The organism is Methylococcus capsulatus str. Texas = ATCC 19069 (assembly GCF_000424685.1).
GTDB classification, from domain to species: domain Bacteria; phylum Pseudomonadota; class Gammaproteobacteria; order Methylococcales; family Methylococcaceae; genus Methylococcus; species Methylococcus capsulatus.
The window spans coordinates 114,655-132,935 of the sequence record NZ_AUKJ01000021.1; the positions used below are offsets into that span (position 1 = coordinate 114,655).

Below are 18,281 nucleotides of genomic sequence, written 5' to 3' on the forward strand. Positions count from 1 at the left end.
AGCGGAACGTTCCGGCGAAGACCCGGATGGGGAGAACTGTGCACCCGGCTCGACACCCTGCACCGGTGCGGCGGCCGGCAACACGAGCAGCCAGGCGAAGGCGACTTCCCAGACCTGGCCGACTCGCTTCAACGGGCGCCCGACGGATCGCATCGCCACCCCGGCTATGCCGGAACCGGCAGGTTTGCCGAAACTGCCAGCCGGCGACTAGTCATCGAGGACGGCCGCCACTCCCTGGGCGACGGCCATCAAGAACGCGTCGTTCCCTTCTGCGGCCAGCAGGGAAAGACCGACAGGCGCCCCTTCCACTTCGACCGCCGGGAGCGAAATTTGCGGCAGCCGACAGATTCCCGCGATCGCCATTCGGGCTAGCACCCGCGGAAAATAATCGCCCTGGGTGCGGTCCAGCCCGAGGCTGCCCTTCAAAGGCGCCGGTGCGTGCACGGTGGGGAAGCAGATCACGTCTTCCGGCCCGAGGACTCTTGCAAGTGCCGCCCGGTAACGCTCCCGGCGTGCCAGCGCGGCCGGCAACAGGCGGCGGTCCAGCCCCTTGGCCAGCTCGAAGTTGCGGCGGGTGCGCTCGCCCAGAGCCGGCCGGGCCGACTCGATCCATGTACCCAGGGTACTCCAGATTTCAGCCCACTGAATGGGCTGAAAGACCTGACGCCAGTTGTCCATGCCGGAAACCCCGGCTTCTCCATCGATGCTTCGCAAGGAAATCTCGCGGCTCGGGAAACTGCCGGCCAGCCGCTTCAGGACCGGTCCGAACGCCTTGCGGACGGCAGGCTCGGCCGCGTCGAAGCCCTCCTGCAACAGCCACAGCCTGCCGGAAACGGTGGGGAGCGGATCGACGTTCAGCAACAGGCTCATGACCCGCTGCAGCGTCTCGCCATTGCGGGCGAAGGCGCCAACCGTATCGAAACCGGGTGCCAGCGGATTGACACCAGCCACGGAAACCCCGCCATGGCTGGGCCGCATCCCCCAGATGCCGCAATTGCTGGCCGGGAGGCGAATGGAACCCGCCGTGTCCGTACCCAGGGCGAAATCCACCTCGCCCGCGGCCACAGCAACCGCCGATCCGCTGGAAGAGCCCCCCGGCACCCGGTCGGGTGCGGCTGGGTTCAGCGGGGTGCCGTAGAACGCATTCTCGCCGGTGAGACCGAAAGCCAGCTCGTCCGCACAGGTCTTGCCCAGGCAGACGGCACCCGCTTGCAGACACTGCTCCACACACACGGCATGAGCAACCGCGGGCGGATGGCTCCTGGCCCAGTCGGGATTGGCACAGCCGGTCACATGGCCGGCGATGTCGATCAAATCCTTGACGCCGAAGGAAAGGCCCACCAGCGGTCCGGTGACCGCCGCGCGAATTTCCATCTGGGCAAGAAACGAACGCGAGGATTCGGGCATCCGAAAAGTCTGGGAGCTGCGGTGGTTGGGGAAACGGCAGGATGAATCCATATCCTCGTGCCATTCTAAACGGTTCGCCAGTCACTGCGGAAGGCGACTCCGGAACTCTCCCCAAGGAAAAAAAACGGCCCGAGGATCGAAGACCCCCGGGCCGTCGCGGAATGACGGCGGCTGTGACAGCCCTTACAGGGAAAGCGGCTTCAGCTTCTTTGCATCTTCGGCCATTTCCTTCCGCTCGTCGGCCGGCAGCGGGACGAGTCCGCGTTCGGACAGGTAACCGTCCTCGCCCCAAGCCTTCTCGGAGGTGAATTCCGCGATGTACTCCACGATACCCGGAATCATCCCGACATGGGATTTCTTGACGTAGAAGTACAGCGGGCGGGAAATCGAGTAACTGCCGTCGGCGATCGATTCGAACGAAGGGTCCACGCCTTCGATCTTCGCCGCGGCGACCTTGTCAGCGTTTTCTTCCAGGAAACTGTACCCGAAGATGCCGACTGCATTCGGATTGGCAACCAGTTTCTGCACGATCAGGTTGTCGTTTTCGCCGGCTTCCACATAGGCGCCATCTTCACGAACGGTGTGGCAGACCTTCTTGTACTCCGGCTCGTTGTCCTTCTTCAAGGCGGCGATCCACTTGAACTCCTTGCAGCCGCCCTCCAGGGCGAGTTCGGCAAAGGCATCGCGGGTTCCAGAAGTCGGCGGAGGACCCAACACCTCGATCTTGGTGGCGGGCAGCGCGGGATTGACCTCGTTCCAGGTCTTGTAGGGATTATCGATCAAATTGTCACAGCCACCGCAGTCGGGATCGGGAATCTGCTTGGCCAGTGCCAGATAGATATCCTTACGGCTCAGTTCCATCGGCTTGGATTTCTTGGACCGAGCCAGCACGATACCGTCGAAGCCGATCTTGACCTCGACGATGTCTTTGACGCCGTTCTTCTTGCATTGCTGGAACTCGGTGTCCTTCATGCGACGCGAAGCGTTGGCGATATCCGGATGATCGACGCCTTCGCCGGCGCAGAACAGCTTGATGCCGCCGCCAGTGCCGGTGGACTCCACTTTCGGCGTCTTGAATTTCCCACCTTTGCCGAAGTGTTCCGCCACCACGGTGGCAAAGGGATACACCGTGGAAGAACCCACGATGCTGATGGTGTCACGCCCACCGGCAGCCGATGCGCCGGCGCCGAAAACGGTGGCCGACACGGCCAGGCCTATGCTGACGATCTTTTTCACGTGAATTTCTCCGCTGTCAAGGGATTTTTGCATCGTTCAGAGTGAGCGCGGCGCGGCTCGCGGGGACGTCCGCGGGCCGGTGCCGCCGTTGGTTACCAAGCGCCGCCCCGGTTACCGGGCTGCGTCACCATGTAGTAGATCGCATCGGCGACGTTCTTCTCGGAATATCCCTCCCCAACGATGGTCTTGGGGTTTTCGAGATATTTGAGATCGACGTGCTTGTTCAGAATCTTCCGCCACAACGCGGAGGGCTCGCCCCAGATGACGGTGGCCGAAGGGGTCAGCGCTCCATTGGTGCCGTTGTCGTGGCAGGCCGAACAATAGGTGGCGTAGGTGTTGCGTCCGTTCTGATAGTCGAAACGAGCGTTCGCCAATTCGGGCGTGTTCGCATCGATCGGGGTGTGCAACGCGCAACCCGCCATCAGCAGGGGCAGCGCAACCAGTATCGACAGTTTGATTTTCATATCCGTGTTCCTTGAATGAGGTCGACGATGCGCATCGGCCCGACCGGCTCAATAATTGGCCTGAAGCTGCAGGCGCAGCACATTGCCGTCGGCCTGGCCATAACCCGAGGCCAGTTCCTTGGAATTCCAGCCCGCCGTGCTTCCCGCCGTCGTCGTACGGAAGTTGGTCGTATTGATCAAATCGTACGCGGCGGTGACTTCGACCTCCGGCCAGGGCTGGTATTCCACACCGAACTCCCACAGGCGTTCGGAGATGTTCGGCGAGTTGTTGTCGAATTTGCTGCCGCCATTATAGGTTTCGAAGCGGGCGTAGGGCATCCAGCCGCCGTAGAAGTGGTCGATCTTGTAATGGGCCTGGACGTAGCCGCCCCACACGTTCTTGGATTCGATCCAGGCGAGCTGTTTGCTGGGATCGATCTGCAGCGTCGGCGCGATACCCCAGGTCCATTCCGTCTGCAAACCGAACGGCTTCGGATAGAGCACGGCGTGAATGGCGCCGCGCAAATCCTGCTGGCCCTGGCCGTCGTTGATGCCGTTGACGCTGGTCCCGGTGATCGTCCCTTTCTGGGTCATGTTGCGGCCGCCGGCGGCGGTGTTGAAAAAGTTCTTTCCGATGATGTATTGGGTCACTTTTCCCGTGACCGGATCCGCTGGCCCATTGAAGTTCTGCATATTCACGACATATTTGCCGTTATAGCCGGAAGCGCCGACTTCGAGGATCTGCTCGCCCGGCAGTTCGAACGGATAGGTTACGCGGCCGTCGATGTGGAGGTTGTCGTTCAGCTCGAAGCGGTTGGCGCCCTGGCCGTTATAGACGCCGAAAGCCACCACGCCGTAGTCGCCGGAACCACGCAAGCCGCTTTTCTGCAGGTACTTGAAGCGTTCCTGGGCGACGTCGGGCGACCACATCGCGAAGACGCCGAGATCGCGTTCGTCGCGAATGGCGTTGGCGTCGGTCGCCAGGTTGCGTTCGAAAGCGATGCGGTTCTGGGACGACTGCAGGTTTTCCCAGCCGAACGGGATTTTCGACTGGCCGACACGGAAGCGGTATTCGCGTTCCGAATCGATGAACACATCGGAGTAAGCGTCGCGAATCTGCGCAAACTGGTACTGACTGGTCGAGTTGTTCTGATCCACCGCCGGCGTGTTCGCCGCAAAATCCGTCTGCAGATAGAACAGCAGGTGGTCGGACACGTCCGCCGTCAGGGCCAGGCGGGTGCGCCGCAGCAGGAAGTCCTTGTTCTGGCCGATGGAGTTGTCGTTCGGCATCGCCAGATTGTCGCGTGTATTCTCGTCGCCGTTCAGCAACTGGCTGTAGCGGACCTGGTTATAGCCTTTGATGCTGATCTTGTCGAACCACTTCTTCTCGCCGGAGGGTGCCGGCGCACTCGCCACCTTCTTCTCGGATTCCTTGATAGCGGCCGCCTTCTTGTCCAGGCGCTTCTCCAGCGCTTCAAGCTCGACCTTTTTCTCGTCCAGTTTCTGCTCGAGAGAAGACGCGCTTTTCTCCTCCACCTGCTCGAAGGTTCCCAGGCGGACCCGGCCAGGGCCGGGCTCGGCATAGATCTGCTTGGTCTTCTTGTCCATGTACAGCTCGAGTGCGGCTTCGGCCGGCACCGCCAGCGCACCGCCCAACAGAGCCACCCCGCTCACGCGCAATAAATTGGATTTCATGTCGTTACTCATTTCGTGATGTCGTTTTTCCATGCCTGAAGCGACAGGCATTGGCAGTTCGGCAGCGCAACGATAATGAGCAAATATGACAGTAACGTTACAAAGCGATGTAAGCAGAGAGAAATACGGCTTTGCGCCGTGCCGCCGACGGCAGCGAACCCCGGCGGGATTTCCCCGGAAAGGCCATCAAAAGTTGATGAACAAGGATCCCATGATGAGGTTATGCATGACCTGATTCGGCCTGCTGTCGATGTACTGGTTCATGTAGCCCAGCTCCACCCTCAAGGCCGGATCGAAGCTCCAGCCGCCCCCCAGAAACGCCCGGTTCTGACCAAAGCCGGCCGGACCGCCCCAGGGGGTGCTGTTCAGGCGAACGAAAACCTCGTCCCAGGCAATCAAGCTCAGGCGCGGTTCGAAATCGAATGGACGCAGGTAGCGGAACATCTGGCGGGGCTGGTAGCGGACCTGATCGCCACGGATGAAGTTGGACTCCAGCATCGTCCTGAAGGTGAAGGTCCCGAACTCGGTGGGAAGTACATAGCGAAAGCCCGGCCAGACGTCCTGCTGGGCCAGATAAGGTTTGCCCGCGTTTTGGGTGGGCACGAAGGAATAGCCGATCCAGACCGTGGCACGATCGCTCAGCGAATATCCCAGCGCGGCGCGGGCCACGCCCTGATACCAATGCCGCCAGTCACCGTCCCAGCGCATCTGCCCTTCCAGCCATAGCCGTCCTTTCTCGAGACCGGGATCGATAAAACCCAGACTGCCTTCCGCCACGACCTGCCCCCAACTGCCCCAGTCGTCGGTCGTCATATCCGCGTGCGCACCGCCTGACAAAGCCAGGGCAATCGCTCCCAGCGAACATCCTGCCTGCATTTTCCTCATCACACTCATCATCTTCCAGACCTCGGCGTTGCGGCTCCCGAGCGCAACCCTCCTCAATGCCCCCGACATACCCCCAACGCCGCCTTCATTTCGGCAGTGGCTTTTCCCGCACCGCACAGATCTTCTCGTCGCGGCACTCGATGTCGTAGAAGACCGTCCGGCCGCAGCCGTCCACCCGGACGCCATATTCGCTGTAAAGCTCACCCAGCGGCTGGCCCGGCACCTCCTTTTCCGTCACGATCGCGGCCTTGACCCGCGGGCAATCCAGCTCCCCCGCCCCGCGCATCTCGGCGGTCTGCAACGCGATCCTGGAATTCTCGGCCAGCAGTTCGGCATCGCTCAGGCAACCGGACAACAGGGCAAAGAACGGCAGCAGTCCAATGACCGCTATCCGGTCCGGAGCACTGGCAAAACCACCGAACGGATGTTGGCGGGCGCACTGCATGACGGAACCTCCTCGATTGTTTGCTAGATGCGGGATTACGGGCACGCCCCGTGTCTCCAGGGAGCGCGTATATGACTATATACTCGGTTTTGGCGAAACGAGGTGCAAATCCGGCATGAACGAGGACAGAAAGGACAGACTGGAACCGGACTCGGCGGAGGCGCTCCGCCGGCTGCTGGAGAAAGCGGCCGCCCGCGGCGTCGCCGATTATATCGAGAGCCGGAAAGCGAAAATCCCAGGCTTCGTGGCGCAACATTTTTCCTTCCGCGGAGCCTGGGAAATGCACAAGAAGACGCTGGGCCGGGACTATTACCGCATCCCCGTCAATCTGCTGTGGAGCCTCCCGGCGTTTCTCTCCCATTCCACTGCCGCGATCGCTCAAAAGCTCGGGGCGAAAGATCTCGCCTGCCGCCTGCGCAAAGTCCCTTCCGGCGTGCCCACGGCGCTGCAGAGCGAGCTGAACTGGCTGATCCACGTCGAACTGTTGGAACTGCCCTATTTCGACGGCTCGCGCCGATCCACCAAGGATGCCCTGCTGGAGACCATCCTGAGCGATCCCGAACTGTCGGCCCGGCTCGCGGAATACCTCGGAGCCATACGGTCCCGCGCCGGTTCCGGGGAATTCCGCGCATCGCTGGCGGCCAGACTGCAAGAGTACGGGAAAATCCGCCAAACGGCGACCGAACTGGCGGCCAGCATCGCCACCCTGGCCGGCGGCTATGCGGCGTTCGGACGGATGACGCCGGGGGCAGCTTCCGCCGGCAGCGCTGCGGCGGCAGCCATCGCCCAGCAGATCGCGATCGCCAACTTCTGGCTCGGCCCCACCTTGGGCGCATGGTATTACACGATGTTCCCGGCCGACGTCTCTTTCACCCTGATCGCAGCGAGCACAGGGGCAGTGATGGCGGCTCTGGGCATTCTCGGAGCGCTGTCGGCAGTCGTGGTCGATCCGCTGCTGGCCATGACCGGCTTTCACCGGAAGCGGCTGGAGCGCTTCGTCGAGTCCCTGGAGCCCGTCCTGGCCGGTCGGGAGGACGAGGGTTACCGCGTGCACGACCATTACCTTGCCCGCCTGTTCGACCTCTTCGACCTGCTGCGGCTGGCGGCGCAACCATGACGGACGGGAACGGCACGCTGGCCTGGTGGCAGACCGGCATCATCTACCAGATCTATCCCCTTTCCTTCCAGGACAGCGACGGCGACGGCAGGGGTGATCTTCCCGGCATCCTCCACCGGCTCGACTACCTGGCCGACCTGAACATCGCCGCCGTCTGGCTGTCGCCCGTCTTCGCCTCGCCGATGCGGGACTTCGGCTATGACGTGGCTGACTACACGTCCATCCATCCCTGGTTCGGAACACTGAGCGATTTCGACCGGCTGCTGGCCGGCTTGCACGGCCGTGGCATCAAGCTGATCCTGGACCTGGTGCCGAACCACACCTCCGACCAGCACCCCTGGTTCCTGGAAAGCCGAAGTTCGCGCGACAACCCTAGACGCGACTGGTACCTCTGGCGCGATCCGGCACCGGGCGGCGGGCCACCCAACAACTGGCTGAGCTTTTTCGGTGGCCCGGCCTGGACCTACGACGAGACCACCGGACAATACTATCTGCACCAGTTCACGCCGGAGCAGCCGGAGCTGAACCTGCGCCACCCGGCCGTGCTGGAGGCGATGCTGGAGGTGATGCGGTTCTGGCTGGATCGAGGCGTGGACGGCTTCCGGGTCGACGTGCCCTGGCTGCTGATCAAAGACGCCGGGTTCCGAGACGAACCGGAAAATCCGGCCTGGGACGGCATCGATCCGCACAGCCGGCTGCTCCACATCCACACGGCGCATCAGCCCGAACTGCACCGCATCATCCGGGCCATGCGCGCGGTCGTCGACGGCTATCCCGGCGAGCGGGTCTTGATCGGGGAGACAAACGTGCCGGAGAAAGAACTCGTCAAGTACTATGGCGCGGCGCTGGACGAATTCCACCTACCCTTCAACTTCCGGCTGATCTATGCCCCCTGGGACGCGCGGAAAATCCGGCAGATGGTCGAAACTTACGAAGCGATCCTCCCCCAAAGGGCCTCGCCCGCCTGGGTGCTCGGCAACCATGACCAGCCCCGCATCGCCAGCCGCTTCGGTCCCGACGCGGCCCGTGTCGCCACCATGCTGCTGCTGACCCTGCGTGGCACACCGACCTGCTATTACGGCGACGAGTTGGGGATGGAGAACGGGGTGATCCCAAGGGACCGCATCCGTGATCCGCAGGCATTGAATCAGCCCGGGATTTCGGGCGTGTTCAATCGCGATGAGGCACGGACCCCGCTGCCTTGGGACACCTCGCCCAATGCTGGCTTCGCGCCCGAAGGCGTCGACCCCTGGCTGCCGTTGGGGGAGGACTGGCCCATGAGGAACGTTGCCCGGCAGGCGGCGGACCCCCGCTCCATGCTGGCGCTCTTCAGGGCTCTGACCAGACTGCGCCAATGCCACCCGGCCTTGAGCCATGGCAGTTACGAAAGCGTGGACACGAAGGCCGACGGCGTCTTCGCTTACAAGCGGACGGCCGGCGCCGAACGCCTCCTGATCGTGCTTGATTTCGCCGGCAGTGAACATCTCCTGGACTCGGGCGAACTCGCCGATGGCGCGGAGATTCTGCTGAGCACCGGCATGCGGCGCACCGGCCGGGTCGATCTGCGGCGGCTCCGTTTGCTCTCCAATGAAGGTCTCATACTGAAAATATCTTGAGGGAGCCGCCATGATCGAACTCCGCGACAAGACCATCCTGATCGACGGCCGGCCCCGTCTGGTGCTGAGCGGCGAGGTGCATTATTTCCGCCTCCGGCGCGAAGACTGGCAGGACCGGCTGGACAAGCTCAAAGCCGCCGGCTGCAACACCGTCGCCTCCTATATTCCCTGGCTCTGCCATGAAACCGTCGAGGGCCGGATCGACCTCGACGGGCGCTCCCGCCCGGAACTGGATCTCGGCGCCTTCATCGATCTGTGCCGGGCCAACGGCCTTTGGTTCATCGCCCGTCCCGGCCCCTTCGTGATGGCCGAGCTGAAGAACGAAGGCCTGCCTTACTGGCTTTACGAAAAGCATCCCGAAATCGTGCCCGTAGGCTGGGACGGCAAGCCGGCGACCACCCACACGGTCGATTACCTGGCGCCCGGCTTCCTGGATGCAGCCCGCCGCTGGTACGACGCGGTGATGGCGGTGATCACACCACGCCTGCAGCCGGGCGGCGGCAACGTGATCGCGCTGCAGCTCGACAACGAGATCGGCATGCTGTCCTGGCTCAGTAACTGCCCGGACCTCACCGAAAACGTGCTGGCGGATTTCGCGGCCTGGCTGAAAGTCCGTCACCGCCCTGAGAGCTTGCGGAAACGCTACCCCTTCGACCCGGATGAGCCAGAGGCGCGCCGCGCCGGCATCCGCTCGCCCGCCGAGAGCTACGCCCTGGCCCTCCTGCGCGACCTCGGCCACTACATGCGCGACCGTTTCGCCCGCTACGTCGCAACCCTGCGGTCCTGGGCGGAAACCGCCGGCATCCGCGGCATCCCCTTCGTGGTCAATATCCATGGCACCGGCGGCGGCCGTGCCCTAAGCTTCCCGATCGGCATCAGCCAGCTCTACCCGTCCTACACCCAGGATTTCGGCTACCTGTCGGGCTCCGACTTCTATCTCGGCAATCTGACGTTCGACAACTTCCAGGACTTGTATCTCTGCAACGCCTTCATGGAGGCCGTGCACCGCCCCGAACAGCCTCTGGCTTCGATGGAGTTCGAATGCGGCGACGGCAACTACGGCAACACCTATGGCAACCGGCTGGATCCCTCCGCCGCCGACTTCAAGGCGCGCATGTGCCTGGCCCAGGGCGCACGGCTCCTCAACTACTACCTCTTCACGGGCGGCCACAACTACCGGCTCGACCCGCCGCCGCCGGACGGCGACGGCCGCATCGCCTTCACCGGCGAACGCCACGGTTTCGCCGCGCCGGTCGATCCGGACGGACGGTTGAATTACAGCTATCCGCGCCTGGCGAACCTGACCCGCACCGTGGCCGCCGTTGCCGACAAGCTGGCCGCCATGTGGGAGGAGCACGACCGGGTGGCCTTCGGCTTCATTCCCGACTATTTCATGACGGAATCCCGCCATCCCGCCAGTGCCGCGATGGCCACCATCGTCCGCAATCTGGAAGCCAACCGCGGGCCAAGCGCCTGGGAGACCATGGCCCGAGCGATGCTGCTCGGCGGCTACCGCTTCGGCGCGGTGGACCTCCAGAACCGGCCGCTCGACGTGAAGACCACACCGGTTCTGGCGCTGGGCTCGGCCCGGTACATGGACACCGCCGTCCAGCGCAAGCTGGCCGATTGGCTGAGTGCGGGCGGGGGCCTGCTGTTGTACGGGGAAGTCCCCCTGTACGGGATGGAGGGCGAGCCCTGCACGCTGCTGGCCGAAGCGTTGGGCGCCGAAATTTCAGGGTTTCGCCAGGCCAGTGAGCGCTATTTCCTCGCGCTGGCCGCGGACGGCTGGGCCAGGCCGCGACCGGAAGTACGCAGCCATTTCGCCCAGACTTTCGCTGCTCCTTTGGCCGAAGCGCTGCTGCGGGTTTACGACACCGGCGAGCTCTGCGGCTTCGAAACGGCGGTCGGGAAAGGCCGCGCCGTCGTCATCGGCACCGCCTACCCTTGCGACATCGCCCTGTTCCGCACCGCCTTGGAACGGCTGGGCGCAGTCGCCGCCTTGCGCCACGACTGCGAAAACCACGGCATCTTCATGACGTCGACCGCCAACGCCGCGGGAGAGCGCTTCATCCACCTGCTGAACCTGGACGGCTTCGACAAGCGTTTCCATCTTTACGAGGACGGCCGACCGCTGTTCGACGGACACGAAATCGAGCTTCGCGCCCGCGACGGTGTGATGCTGCCGCTGGCCATGCGTTTCGGTGAAGTGAAGATCGAGTACGCCACCGCGGAAATCACCGCCGTGAGCCCAGACCGCATCGAATTCCGCGCGACCCGGCGGCGGGGCGTGATCGCCGTCGAGACAGCCCGCAAGCTGCGGGTCTCCCCCCCATGCGAACTGCGACAGGACGGACCGACGACTTACGGGGTATTGCTGCGCCCGGCTCCCCATCATGACCGGATCATCCTGTGCCATGAAAGCACCGGCGACGGCTGAAACGTCCCGCCCACCCGACCGGGCACAAAAGCCCCGGTGATGGACCCGGCGACTGAAGACGCCTTATCGCCGATGCAGCGGGCGCTTTCGTCAAGGTTTACGGAATGTCGCGATATAGGCCGCGAGGTCGTCGATATCGGTATCGCTCAGTTCCGAAGCGATTTCCCGCATCGAATCACCATCCTTCGACCGGTGCTCCCAGCCGAAAGGCTGGATGCGTTCTTCCGAACCGCCGCAAGGTGGGAGCCAGTCGTCCGGCCGGCACCGCTTGTAGGTGTTCAGCACCCTCCTGATGTAGTTCGAATCTTTTCCGGCCAGGCTGGGTACATTGGGCGCCGCATCCCCTTCTCCCCGGCCGTGACACTCGACACAACGCTCATATTTCGTTTTCCCAGCCGCGACGTCGCCGGCATGAGCCGCGCCCGCCGCGAGCGCCAGCACGACGCCGCATCCCAAATCTAAGAACCTTCTCACGTTCATTCTCTCCGTAGGGTCGATTGTTGGACTCCAGACAATGCGTCGAAGCGGCCCGGCAGCGTGCCGGGCCGCCCTCCGCTTGCTCAGGATACAGCACCCATCCTGAGACTTTTGACGTTACCACAGCCGTATGAAAGATATGCTTGTTTCCGCCGCAGGGAATGGACATCGATGCGCCCCTCCCCGATGCGACTGCGCATGAATACCCGAAAAGTCCGGAACCAACGGTCGACGCGGCGGCATTCGCCACTCTGAGAGGGACATCACTTCCGCAATGCCCCTGATTACGATGGCCGGGACGACCCCCGGCATCCGGTCGTTCACCCGGGAGGACGGACCATGTGCATGCCATCGGTATGGGAGGTGAAGCGGGAATCCGATCCGGAAAACCATTCCGCAAGCTTGTCCCGGCTCAGCAGGACGAACATTACGATGGCGACGATGGCGAGGTATCGGAGGAGCCCGCCCATGTCCGTCCCGCATTTGGAACCACGATCAGGGCAACATGTCCAACGCCTTCTTCGTTGCTTCCTCCCGAACCTTGTCCTTGGCTGCCTTCGCCGCCTCTCCCGCGGATTTCGGCGCCGCTTCGACCTGTTTTTTGATGGACTTGGCGGATTTGGCCGTGCTTTCCACGGCTCTCATCCCTTCCTTGGCTTGTTCCGGTACCGCTTCCTCGACCTGTCGCCTGGCGGACTCCGTGGCCGCCTTTTGCAGCTGACCCTTGACGGCAGCCGGGACGGATTTCGCCGATTCCTTCAGTTCGTTTGCCTGTCCGGCCGCATCCTCCACCGTCTTGGCGCCTTCGACCGCTTCACGGGGCGCCGCTTTGGTAGCAGCATCCCTCAGCAACTGCTTGCCGACATCATCCAAGGCATGGTGATCGGCGGGTTCCGCCAGAACCGGTCCAGCCGTCACCAGCGCGGCAAGGACGGCGAAAGCTAGTGTGCGCATGATCTTCCTCCATTCGGTGAGCAGCAGTATTTGTGATCAGCATCGCAGCGATGGTACTCACGTGAGCACAGGCATGTACAGCACTCCTTTTGACGGAACAGCCCGAACCGAATCCGACGGTCTTGACTCAGCACGGCTTTTTCTGGAACGTCGCCATTTTTTTGCGAAACCCGACGGGACATCCCCGTCCCCCTCGGGAGCAAAAAACTGGCGACGTCCTTGCCTTCGGCGGCCCGCGCCGTCCTGCGTCCGCCTCGGCTCCTTCCGTCTCTGGCAATGCTCTCCGCCAAGGCTCCCACAATGACTCGACGCCGTGTCGGCGATCGAGCTCCGCCCGGGCGAAAAACGCGCTGGCCGCCTTGAGGATGTCGTTGACTCGGCGCAGTTCCTTGTTCTCTCGCTCGAACTGCCTGAGGCGCTCGCGGCCGCCGGCATCGACCTGCTGGCGCTTGACCCGTTCGAGCAGGGTCTGCGGCACGCAGCCAATCTTGGGGCCGATCGACTCCACCGCCGCCCACAGCGAGGGGGTAGTCGCCCCGCTGCTCCTTCACCACGCGCACGGCCCGCTCGCGCCCTGCACCAACAAATCCGGCAACGTGTCTCCTTCCTGAGCGACAACCCGAATCTCGTTCGGCCCGGCCGGATCGACGGTACCCGTGAACTGGTGATGGGCGACAGCCCTTACCTTCTGCCGTACCGTGCGCGCGACGACCGCATCGAAATACTGGCTGTGTATCACGGCGCGAGGAAATGGCCGGAAATCTTCATTATGAATGGAAAAATCTGAAAAAATCGCCTAGATAACGAGAAAAAACATGATGTAAACGGGGAAATAAACAATGCTGAGCCATGAACATGTCGGATTTTGGGGAAAAATCCGTCTTGGTCAAAACGGGCAAACGGATCAATGGCTATCGCTCTCCCAACATTCACTGGATGTTGCTTCCGTATTCGCGGCGCTGGCCGAGCTCCCCGCATTCCATCACAAACTGAAAGCCAGCTCAGGTATTGAGCTGGACGGGATTCAGCTTCAAAGGCTTGCGGTCATCGCCTTGCTGCATGACGTCGGCAAGGCGAACCTGGGTTTCCAGGACAAGGTCTTCGACGCCACGGCACCGCGCGCGGGGCATGTGCGGGAACTGGCGCCCCTGTTCGACGCCCCCGAGTTGTGCGAAGCCTTCGCTACAGCGCTCGACCTGGACGAGATCGCAGACTGGTTCGACCCGCCAGATAGCATCGAGCAATTCCTGCTGGCCGCTTGGTCCCACCACGGCGCACCGGTGAGATTCCAAACCGGCGATCAAACGAGCAATTACTATCTGGCCAGGACCCGCTGGTGGCGAGCGGACGCTACCAGAGATCCGATGCAGGCCGTTGCGGAACTGATGCGGATAGCGAAACAGGCTTTTCCGGATGCCTTCAAGCGCGGAGTGGCCCGCATTCCCGGCCGGGCTCGGCTGCAGCACAGATTCGCCGGACTGGTCATGCTGGCGGACTGGCTCGGCTCCCATCAAACCTTTTTCCCTCTGGGGCGCCCGCTCGATATCGGCTTTGCCCGTAATGCTGCTCGCCGCGCCTTGCTGACAGTCGGCCTGGATACGGCCAGCCTCCAATCCGACCTCGCGCAGCGCCCAACCACCTTCAAGCACTGGTTTGGCTTTGAGCCTCGCCCCCTGCAGTCGGCCGTTGATCGACAAGCTCCCGACGATGCCGAATCGCGGTTGCTGATTGCCGAAGCCGAAACCGGCTCCGGCAAGACCGAGGCAGCCCTAGCGCGCTTTTTCCATCTGTTCGCGGCCGGTGAGGTCGATGGCTTGTATTTCGCGCTTCCCACCCGGGTGGCAGCAAGAGAGCTTTACCTCCGCATCGTGAATTATCTGGAACAGGTATTTCCAAAGCCGGAATGCCGTCCGGCCGCGGTGTTGGCCGTGCCACGTTACGCGCGGATTGACGACGTCCCCATCGACAAATTGGATCGATTGCTTCCGGATGACAGGATTCGTTGCCATGACGATCCCGACCGGCTCCGGCAGGAACGGCAATGGGCGGCCGAGCACCCCAAACGTTTCCTGGCCGCTACGGTGGCGGTGGGAACGGTTGACCAGGCCTTGCTTTCGGCGGTGCAAACCAGACATGCTCATCTGCGTTCCGTGTGTCTGGACAGGAGTCTACTGGTGGTCGACGAAGTCCACGCCTCTGATGTGTACATGCGGCGGTTATTGAGGGGATTGTTATCCCATCACGTAGGACTCGGCGGCCATGCGATGCTGCTTTCCGCAACGCTGGGCGCTTCGGCTCGCGCCGAATTCCTGCAGGCCTGCGGCTGCACGACTCTCGCGGCAGAAAATTACGCCGGGGCCTGCGCCGCCCCGTATCCGGCTCTCACCCTCTCATCGGGTATTCCACGCTCCGTGGGGTTTGCGCGGGGCGGGTCGGTCAAGCGGGTCCGCTTCGATCCGCGCTCCTGGCTGAAGCAGCCGGAAAGGCTGATATCCGAACTGGTAAGTGCCTTGGAAGCCGGCGCGCGGGTATTGATCGTGCTTAACACGGTCGGCCGGGCCAACGCCCTGCAACGGGCATTGGAGCAACATCCAGCCATCCAGAAGGTTTGGTTGTTCCGTTGCCAAGACTCGATCTGCCCTCATCATGGCCGCTTCGCGCCCAGCGATCGCGAGCTGCTGGATCAGGCGGTCAGCCGCCGCTGGGGAAAGGGCACGCCCGCCGGTCCCCTGGTACTGATCGGCACGCAAACCCTGGAGCAAAGTCTCGACATCGATGCCGACTGGCTCATCACCGACCTGTGCCCGGCCGACGTGCTCCTGCAACGGGTCGGGCGATTGCACCGGCACGACCGTACCCGCCCCCTCGGCTTCGAAACGCCCCGTTGCACCGTGTTGACCCCGGACTGCGCCAGCCTGGCGGAATGGCTCGACGCCAGGGGCGAGGCATCGAGAGAGGCGAAGAGAGCCGGATTCGGCAGCGTTTACGAAGACCTTCGGACCCTCGAACTGACACGGCTCATGCTGCTGGAACGGGCCGAAGTGGAGATCCCGGGTGACAACCGCCGCCTGGTGGAAGGCGCAACCCATCCGGACCGACTGGCCACGCTTGCCGACCCAGCCTGGGAGCGGCACGGACAGAACGTGGAAGGCCTGACGCTCGCCCACAACATCGCCGCGTTCCACGTCGCCGCTCAATACGACCAACCCTTCGGCGAGTTCGGCTTCAATGATCTGAACGAGAGGGCTCGAACCCGCCTGGGATTGGATACCCTGCGCATCCCGTTACGCCATCCAGAGCCCGGTCCCTTCGGCGCGGAGATCACGGAAATCACGATACCCGGATATCTGGCGCCGAAGAAAGCGGACGAAGAAACCGCCGAGATCGTCCGTCGGGACGCCGATGGCATGATCCTGCGTTACGGCGAGCGCCATTACCGCTATTCCCGCTTTGGCCTGGAGCCTTTCGATGAATCTATTGACTGATCCGTTGTTTCGCGTCGAGACCCCCGATGGCATCGAGCGCCTGAGTCTGCCGCAGCTCCTGGAAGCGTTGGGCCAGGACCGGGTTGAATCCCTGCTGGGCCTGCAACGGCATCAGGAAGATGCGTTCCACATCTTCCTTTGCTACCTGGCCGGGGCGGTGTTGGCGCGCGAGGCGCGATCCGAACCGCGGCAACCCGAGGATTTCTGGCACGAAGGCATCCGGAAGCTGACCGGAAGGGATGATGACTGGGCGTGGACCCTGATCGTGGACGATGTCACCCAGCCGGCGTTCATGCAGGCCCCGGTGCCGGATAAGAAGGATTTTGGTGCCTTCAAGCTAAAGGCGAGGACAGCAGATGCCCTGGACATCCTGCCTACCGCCAAAAACCATGATGTGAAAGCGAGCAGATCCGGCGCCACCAGCCCGGACGGTTGGGTCTATGCGCTGGTCAGTCTTCAGACGATGAGTGGTTTCTTCGGCCAAGGCAATTACGGCATAGCCCGCATGAATGGCGGTTTCGGCAGCCGCCCGGCTGTTGCCGTTTATCACGCCGAACGCATGGGGAGGCGGTGGCATTGCGATGTCACACGTTTGGTTGGCATCCGGGAAGAATTGCTGGCCGGCCCGTGGGGATATCGAGAGCGTGGGATCGTGTTGGTATGGGAACAGCCATGGGATCTTGAGTCGAGTCTCAGCTTGAACGTCCTCGATCCTTTCTACATAGAAATTGCCCGGGCTGTGCGCCTCATGGGTGATAGGGAAAACGTGCAAGCCTTCGGCGCATCCACGAAAGCGGCCCGGCTTGCGGCAGGTGATGCAGGTGGCGTGCTGGGTGACCCATGGACACCTGTGAATGTGGCCGACAAGAAAAAAGGGCAGTCCGCCATGACCGTTTCAGCCAGCGGACTCAGCCCAGAATTAGTCCGTAACGTTTTATTCGAAGACGGATTTCGAGCAGCCAGAATGCAGCGCCTGCTGGAAGAAAACGAAGGCCAAAGCTGCCTCTTCTGCGCCACGGTTCTTGTACGTGGCCAAGGAACGACCGACGGTTTCCATCACGTCGCCATTCCAGTACCGGCCAGGGCGCATCGATTGTTCCGCCGCAGTTCGGAGCGTGATCGGTTGGCGTCCATCAGCAAGACGGCTCTCAACGATGCCAAGGAAATACAAAACCGCGTTCTCAAACCTTCGGTCATCGCCTTGCTGGAGGCTGGACCGGATAAAATCGACTTCGACCGGCGCGAAGTCAATTTGTGGCTCAACGAGGCCACCCAACGATTCAGCGCTGCCTGGTCCGAAGACTACTTCCCCTGGCTGTGGCGGCAAGCCGAGCAGGACGATGCGGACGCCGCCCGCCTGGAATGGCTGCGCGCCCTGCGCGACAAGGCCCATAAGGTGCTGGAAGAGACCATCGCCCGTTACCCGTCCCGCGAGGGACGACGCTACCGCGCCCGCGTGAAAGCGGAAGGATTGTTCCACGGTTCATTGTTCAAAACGTTCCCGCAACTCAAGGAGGGCTCCCATGACGCACCCCGCCCCGGCTGACCCGCCGGAAACACCATCGACATCGCTGGCTTCGCTGATAGGCCATCTCGCCGCGACCATCGCCGCAGAACATTTTCCCACGGGAGATCGGGCGGCATTGCGCCGCCTGAAGCCGGACGCCCCACCTAATCTAGCCTTTTATCGCTTTGCCTTTCGACACTTGCCGCAGAATTGGGAAAACCGGAGGACGGCTTGGACTGCGCTGGTCGCCGGCATTGCCCTCATGTGCCCGAAGCCCCACCGCCAGGATCGCTCCGTCGGTCTGACACTGGCCGAAACCGGTTATTCGGAAAAACGGCTGGAACGGCTGCTCGCCGCCGAAGGCGATACGCTGCACACCTTGCTCCTACGCGCCGCGCGGTTCCTGGCCGCCAAGAACGAGTCCTGCAACTGGACTGATTTCGCCCATTTGCTCCTCGACAGAAATCCGGAAAAGGCGCGATTGAAGATCGCCCGTGACTATTACCGCAGCCTCAAGGACCACGATTGACCACTCGGACGGTGGATTCTATCCACCCGCCGCCAGTCTCCACCTGTT

The 18,281-nt window shown here is 62.6% G+C and carries 16 protein-coding genes and 1 pseudogene; 7 read left to right on the forward strand and 10 right to left on the reverse strand.

Annotation, left to right across the window (positions count from 1 at the left end; translation table 11 throughout):
* Positions 1 to 207: 207 nt before the first annotated feature.
* The 6 genes from H156_RS0110055 to H156_RS0110080 form a co-directional block, all read right to left on the reverse strand.
* Positions 208 to 1,407, reverse strand: a complete 1,200-nt coding sequence (locus H156_RS0110055) for an amidase (protein WP_036246380.1) — start codon at positions 1,405 to 1,407, stop codon at positions 208 to 210.
* 183 nt (positions 1,408 to 1,590) lie between these two features.
* Positions 1,591 to 2,643, reverse strand: a complete 1,053-nt coding sequence (locus H156_RS0110060; RefSeq protein WP_017364184.1) for a PstS family phosphate ABC transporter substrate-binding protein — start codon at positions 2,641 to 2,643, stop codon at positions 1,591 to 1,593.
* Positions 2,644 to 2,735: 92 nt separating this feature from the next.
* On the reverse strand, positions 2,736 to 3,107 hold the full coding sequence (locus H156_RS0110065; protein ID WP_017364183.1) for a c-type cytochrome: 372 nt from the start codon (positions 3,105 to 3,107) through the stop codon (positions 2,736 to 2,738).
* A gap of 48 nt (positions 3,108 to 3,155) precedes the next feature.
* Positions 3,156 to 4,781 carry a porin gene (locus tag H156_RS0110070; RefSeq protein ID WP_017364182.1) on the reverse strand — a complete coding sequence of 542 codons (1,626 nt, stop codon included), beginning with the start codon at positions 4,779 to 4,781 and terminating at the stop codon, positions 3,156 to 3,158.
* A 186-nt stretch (positions 4,782 to 4,967) separates the two neighbouring features.
* Positions 4,968 to 5,666, reverse strand: coding sequence for a DUF2490 domain-containing protein (locus H156_RS0110075; protein ID WP_017364181.1), 699 nt, complete (start codon positions 5,664 to 5,666; stop codon positions 4,968 to 4,970).
* A gap of 85 nt (positions 5,667 to 5,751) precedes the next feature.
* Entirely contained in the window at positions 5,752 to 6,111 is a 360-nt protein-coding gene (locus H156_RS0110080; RefSeq protein WP_010960251.1) for a hypothetical protein, read from the reverse strand.
* A gap of 115 nt (positions 6,112 to 6,226) precedes the next feature.
* On the opposite strand from H156_RS0110080, the gene H156_RS0110085 reads away from it, so the two are divergent.
* From H156_RS0110085 to H156_RS0110095, 3 genes are read left to right on the forward strand one after another with little or no spacing between them, the layout of a single operon-like run.
* A complete protein-coding gene (locus H156_RS0110085; protein WP_017364180.1) occupies positions 6,227 to 7,228 on the forward strand; it encodes a DUF6635 family protein in 1,002 nt (333 codons plus the stop codon).
* Positions 7,225 to 8,844, forward strand: coding sequence for an alpha-amylase family glycosyl hydrolase (locus H156_RS0110090; RefSeq protein ID WP_017364179.1), 1,620 nt, complete (start codon positions 7,225 to 7,227; stop codon positions 8,842 to 8,844). The genes H156_RS0110085 and H156_RS0110090 overlap by 4 nt, the downstream gene beginning before the upstream one ends.
* Before the next feature lie 10 nt (positions 8,845 to 8,854).
* The gene (locus tag H156_RS0110095) at positions 8,855 to 11,281 is read left to right on the forward strand and encodes a beta-galactosidase (RefSeq protein ID WP_017364178.1); all 2,427 of its coding nucleotides are present in this window, start codon (positions 8,855 to 8,857) and stop codon (positions 11,279 to 11,281) included.
* A 90-nt stretch (positions 11,282 to 11,371) separates the two neighbouring features.
* Here H156_RS0110095 and H156_RS0110100 read toward each other — a convergent pair whose 3' ends face one another.
* From H156_RS0110100 to H156_RS16730, 4 genes and pseudogenes are all read right to left on the reverse strand, one after another.
* Entirely contained in the window at positions 11,372 to 11,761 is a 390-nt protein-coding gene (locus tag H156_RS0110100; RefSeq protein WP_026045787.1) for a c-type cytochrome, read from the reverse strand.
* A 317-nt stretch (positions 11,762 to 12,078) separates the two neighbouring features.
* Positions 12,079 to 12,228 (reverse strand): hypothetical protein, encoded by a 150-nt coding sequence (locus H156_RS17030; RefSeq protein ID WP_017364176.1) that lies wholly within the window; start codon positions 12,226 to 12,228, stop codon positions 12,079 to 12,081.
* Between the two features lie 25 nt (positions 12,229 to 12,253).
* A complete protein-coding gene (locus H156_RS0110110; protein WP_017364175.1) occupies positions 12,254 to 12,712 on the reverse strand; it encodes a hypothetical protein in 459 nt (152 codons plus the stop codon).
* Between the two features lie 317 nt (positions 12,713 to 13,029).
* Positions 13,030 to 13,272, reverse strand: a pseudogene (locus tag H156_RS16730) (IS3 family transposase); the annotation flags it as partial.
* Between the two features lie 47 nt (positions 13,273 to 13,319).
* On the opposite strand from H156_RS16730, the gene H156_RS16735 reads away from it, so the two are divergent.
* Genes H156_RS16735 through casB form a run of 4 tightly spaced genes read left to right on the forward strand, consistent with a single transcriptional unit; the run spans position 13,320 to position 18,233 of the window.
* Positions 13,320 to 13,499 carry a type II toxin-antitoxin system RelE/ParE family toxin gene (locus H156_RS16735; protein ID WP_238536775.1) on the forward strand — a complete coding sequence of 60 codons (180 nt, stop codon included), beginning with the start codon at positions 13,320 to 13,322 and terminating at the stop codon, positions 13,497 to 13,499.
* 52 nt (positions 13,500 to 13,551) lie between these two features.
* Entirely contained in the window at positions 13,552 to 16,197 is a 2,646-nt protein-coding gene (locus H156_RS0110120; RefSeq protein WP_017364150.1) for a CRISPR-associated helicase/endonuclease Cas3, read from the forward strand.
* A complete protein-coding gene (casA, locus tag H156_RS0110125; RefSeq protein WP_036246371.1) occupies positions 16,181 to 17,743 on the forward strand; it encodes a type I-E CRISPR-associated protein Cse1/CasA in 1,563 nt (520 codons plus the stop codon). The genes H156_RS0110120 and casA overlap by 17 nt, the downstream gene beginning before the upstream one ends.
* Complete coding sequence (gene casB / locus H156_RS16740) at positions 17,721 to 18,233, forward strand: type I-E CRISPR-associated protein Cse2/CasB (protein ID WP_026045781.1); 513 nt, start codon at positions 17,721 to 17,723, stop codon at positions 18,231 to 18,233. Before casA ends, casB begins: the two co-directional genes overlap by 23 nt.
* Positions 18,234 to 18,281 lie beyond the last annotated feature (48 nt).

Bases quoted from the DNA above. Each gene is read 5' to 3' on its own strand.
- H156_RS0110055 (WP_036246380.1), bottom strand. From the start codon at position 1,407: ATGCCCGAATCCTCGCGTTCGTTTCTTGCCCAGATGGAAATTCGCGCG.
- H156_RS0110065 (WP_017364183.1), bottom strand. From the start codon at position 3,107: ATGAAAATCAAACTGTCGATACTGGTTGCGCTGCCCCTGCTGATGGCG.
- H156_RS0110070 (WP_017364182.1), bottom strand. From the start codon at position 4,781: ATGAAATCCAATTTATTGCGCGTGAGCGGGGTGGCTCTGTTGGGCGGT.
- H156_RS0110075 (WP_017364181.1), bottom strand. From the start codon at position 5,666: ATGAGGAAAATGCAGGCAGGATGTTCGCTGGGAGCGATTGCCCTGGCT.
- H156_RS0110080 (WP_010960251.1), bottom strand. From the start codon at position 6,111: ATGCAGTGCGCCCGCCAACATCCGTTCGGTGGTTTTGCCAGTGCTCCG.
- H156_RS0110085 (WP_017364180.1), top strand. From the start codon at position 6,227: ATGAACGAGGACAGAAAGGACAGACTGGAACCGGACTCGGCGGAGGCG.
- H156_RS0110090 (WP_017364179.1), top strand. From the start codon at position 7,225: ATGACGGACGGGAACGGCACGCTGGCCTGGTGGCAGACCGGCATCATC.
- H156_RS0110095 (WP_017364178.1), top strand. From the start codon at position 8,855: ATGATCGAACTCCGCGACAAGACCATCCTGATCGACGGCCGGCCCCGT.
- H156_RS0110100 (WP_026045787.1), bottom strand. From the start codon at position 11,761: ATGAACGTGAGAAGGTTCTTAGATTTGGGATGCGGCGTCGTGCTGGCG.
- H156_RS17030 (WP_017364176.1), bottom strand. From the start codon at position 12,228: ATGGGCGGGCTCCTCCGATACCTCGCCATCGTCGCCATCGTAATGTTC.
- H156_RS0110110 (WP_017364175.1), bottom strand. From the start codon at position 12,712: ATGCGCACACTAGCTTTCGCCGTCCTTGCCGCGCTGGTGACGGCTGGA.
- H156_RS0110120 (WP_017364150.1), top strand. From the start codon at position 13,552: ATGCTGAGCCATGAACATGTCGGATTTTGGGGAAAAATCCGTCTTGGT.
- casA (WP_036246371.1), top strand. From the start codon at position 16,181: ATGAATCTATTGACTGATCCGTTGTTTCGCGTCGAGACCCCCGATGGC.
- casB (WP_026045781.1), top strand. From the start codon at position 17,721: ATGACGCACCCCGCCCCGGCTGACCCGCCGGAAACACCATCGACATCG.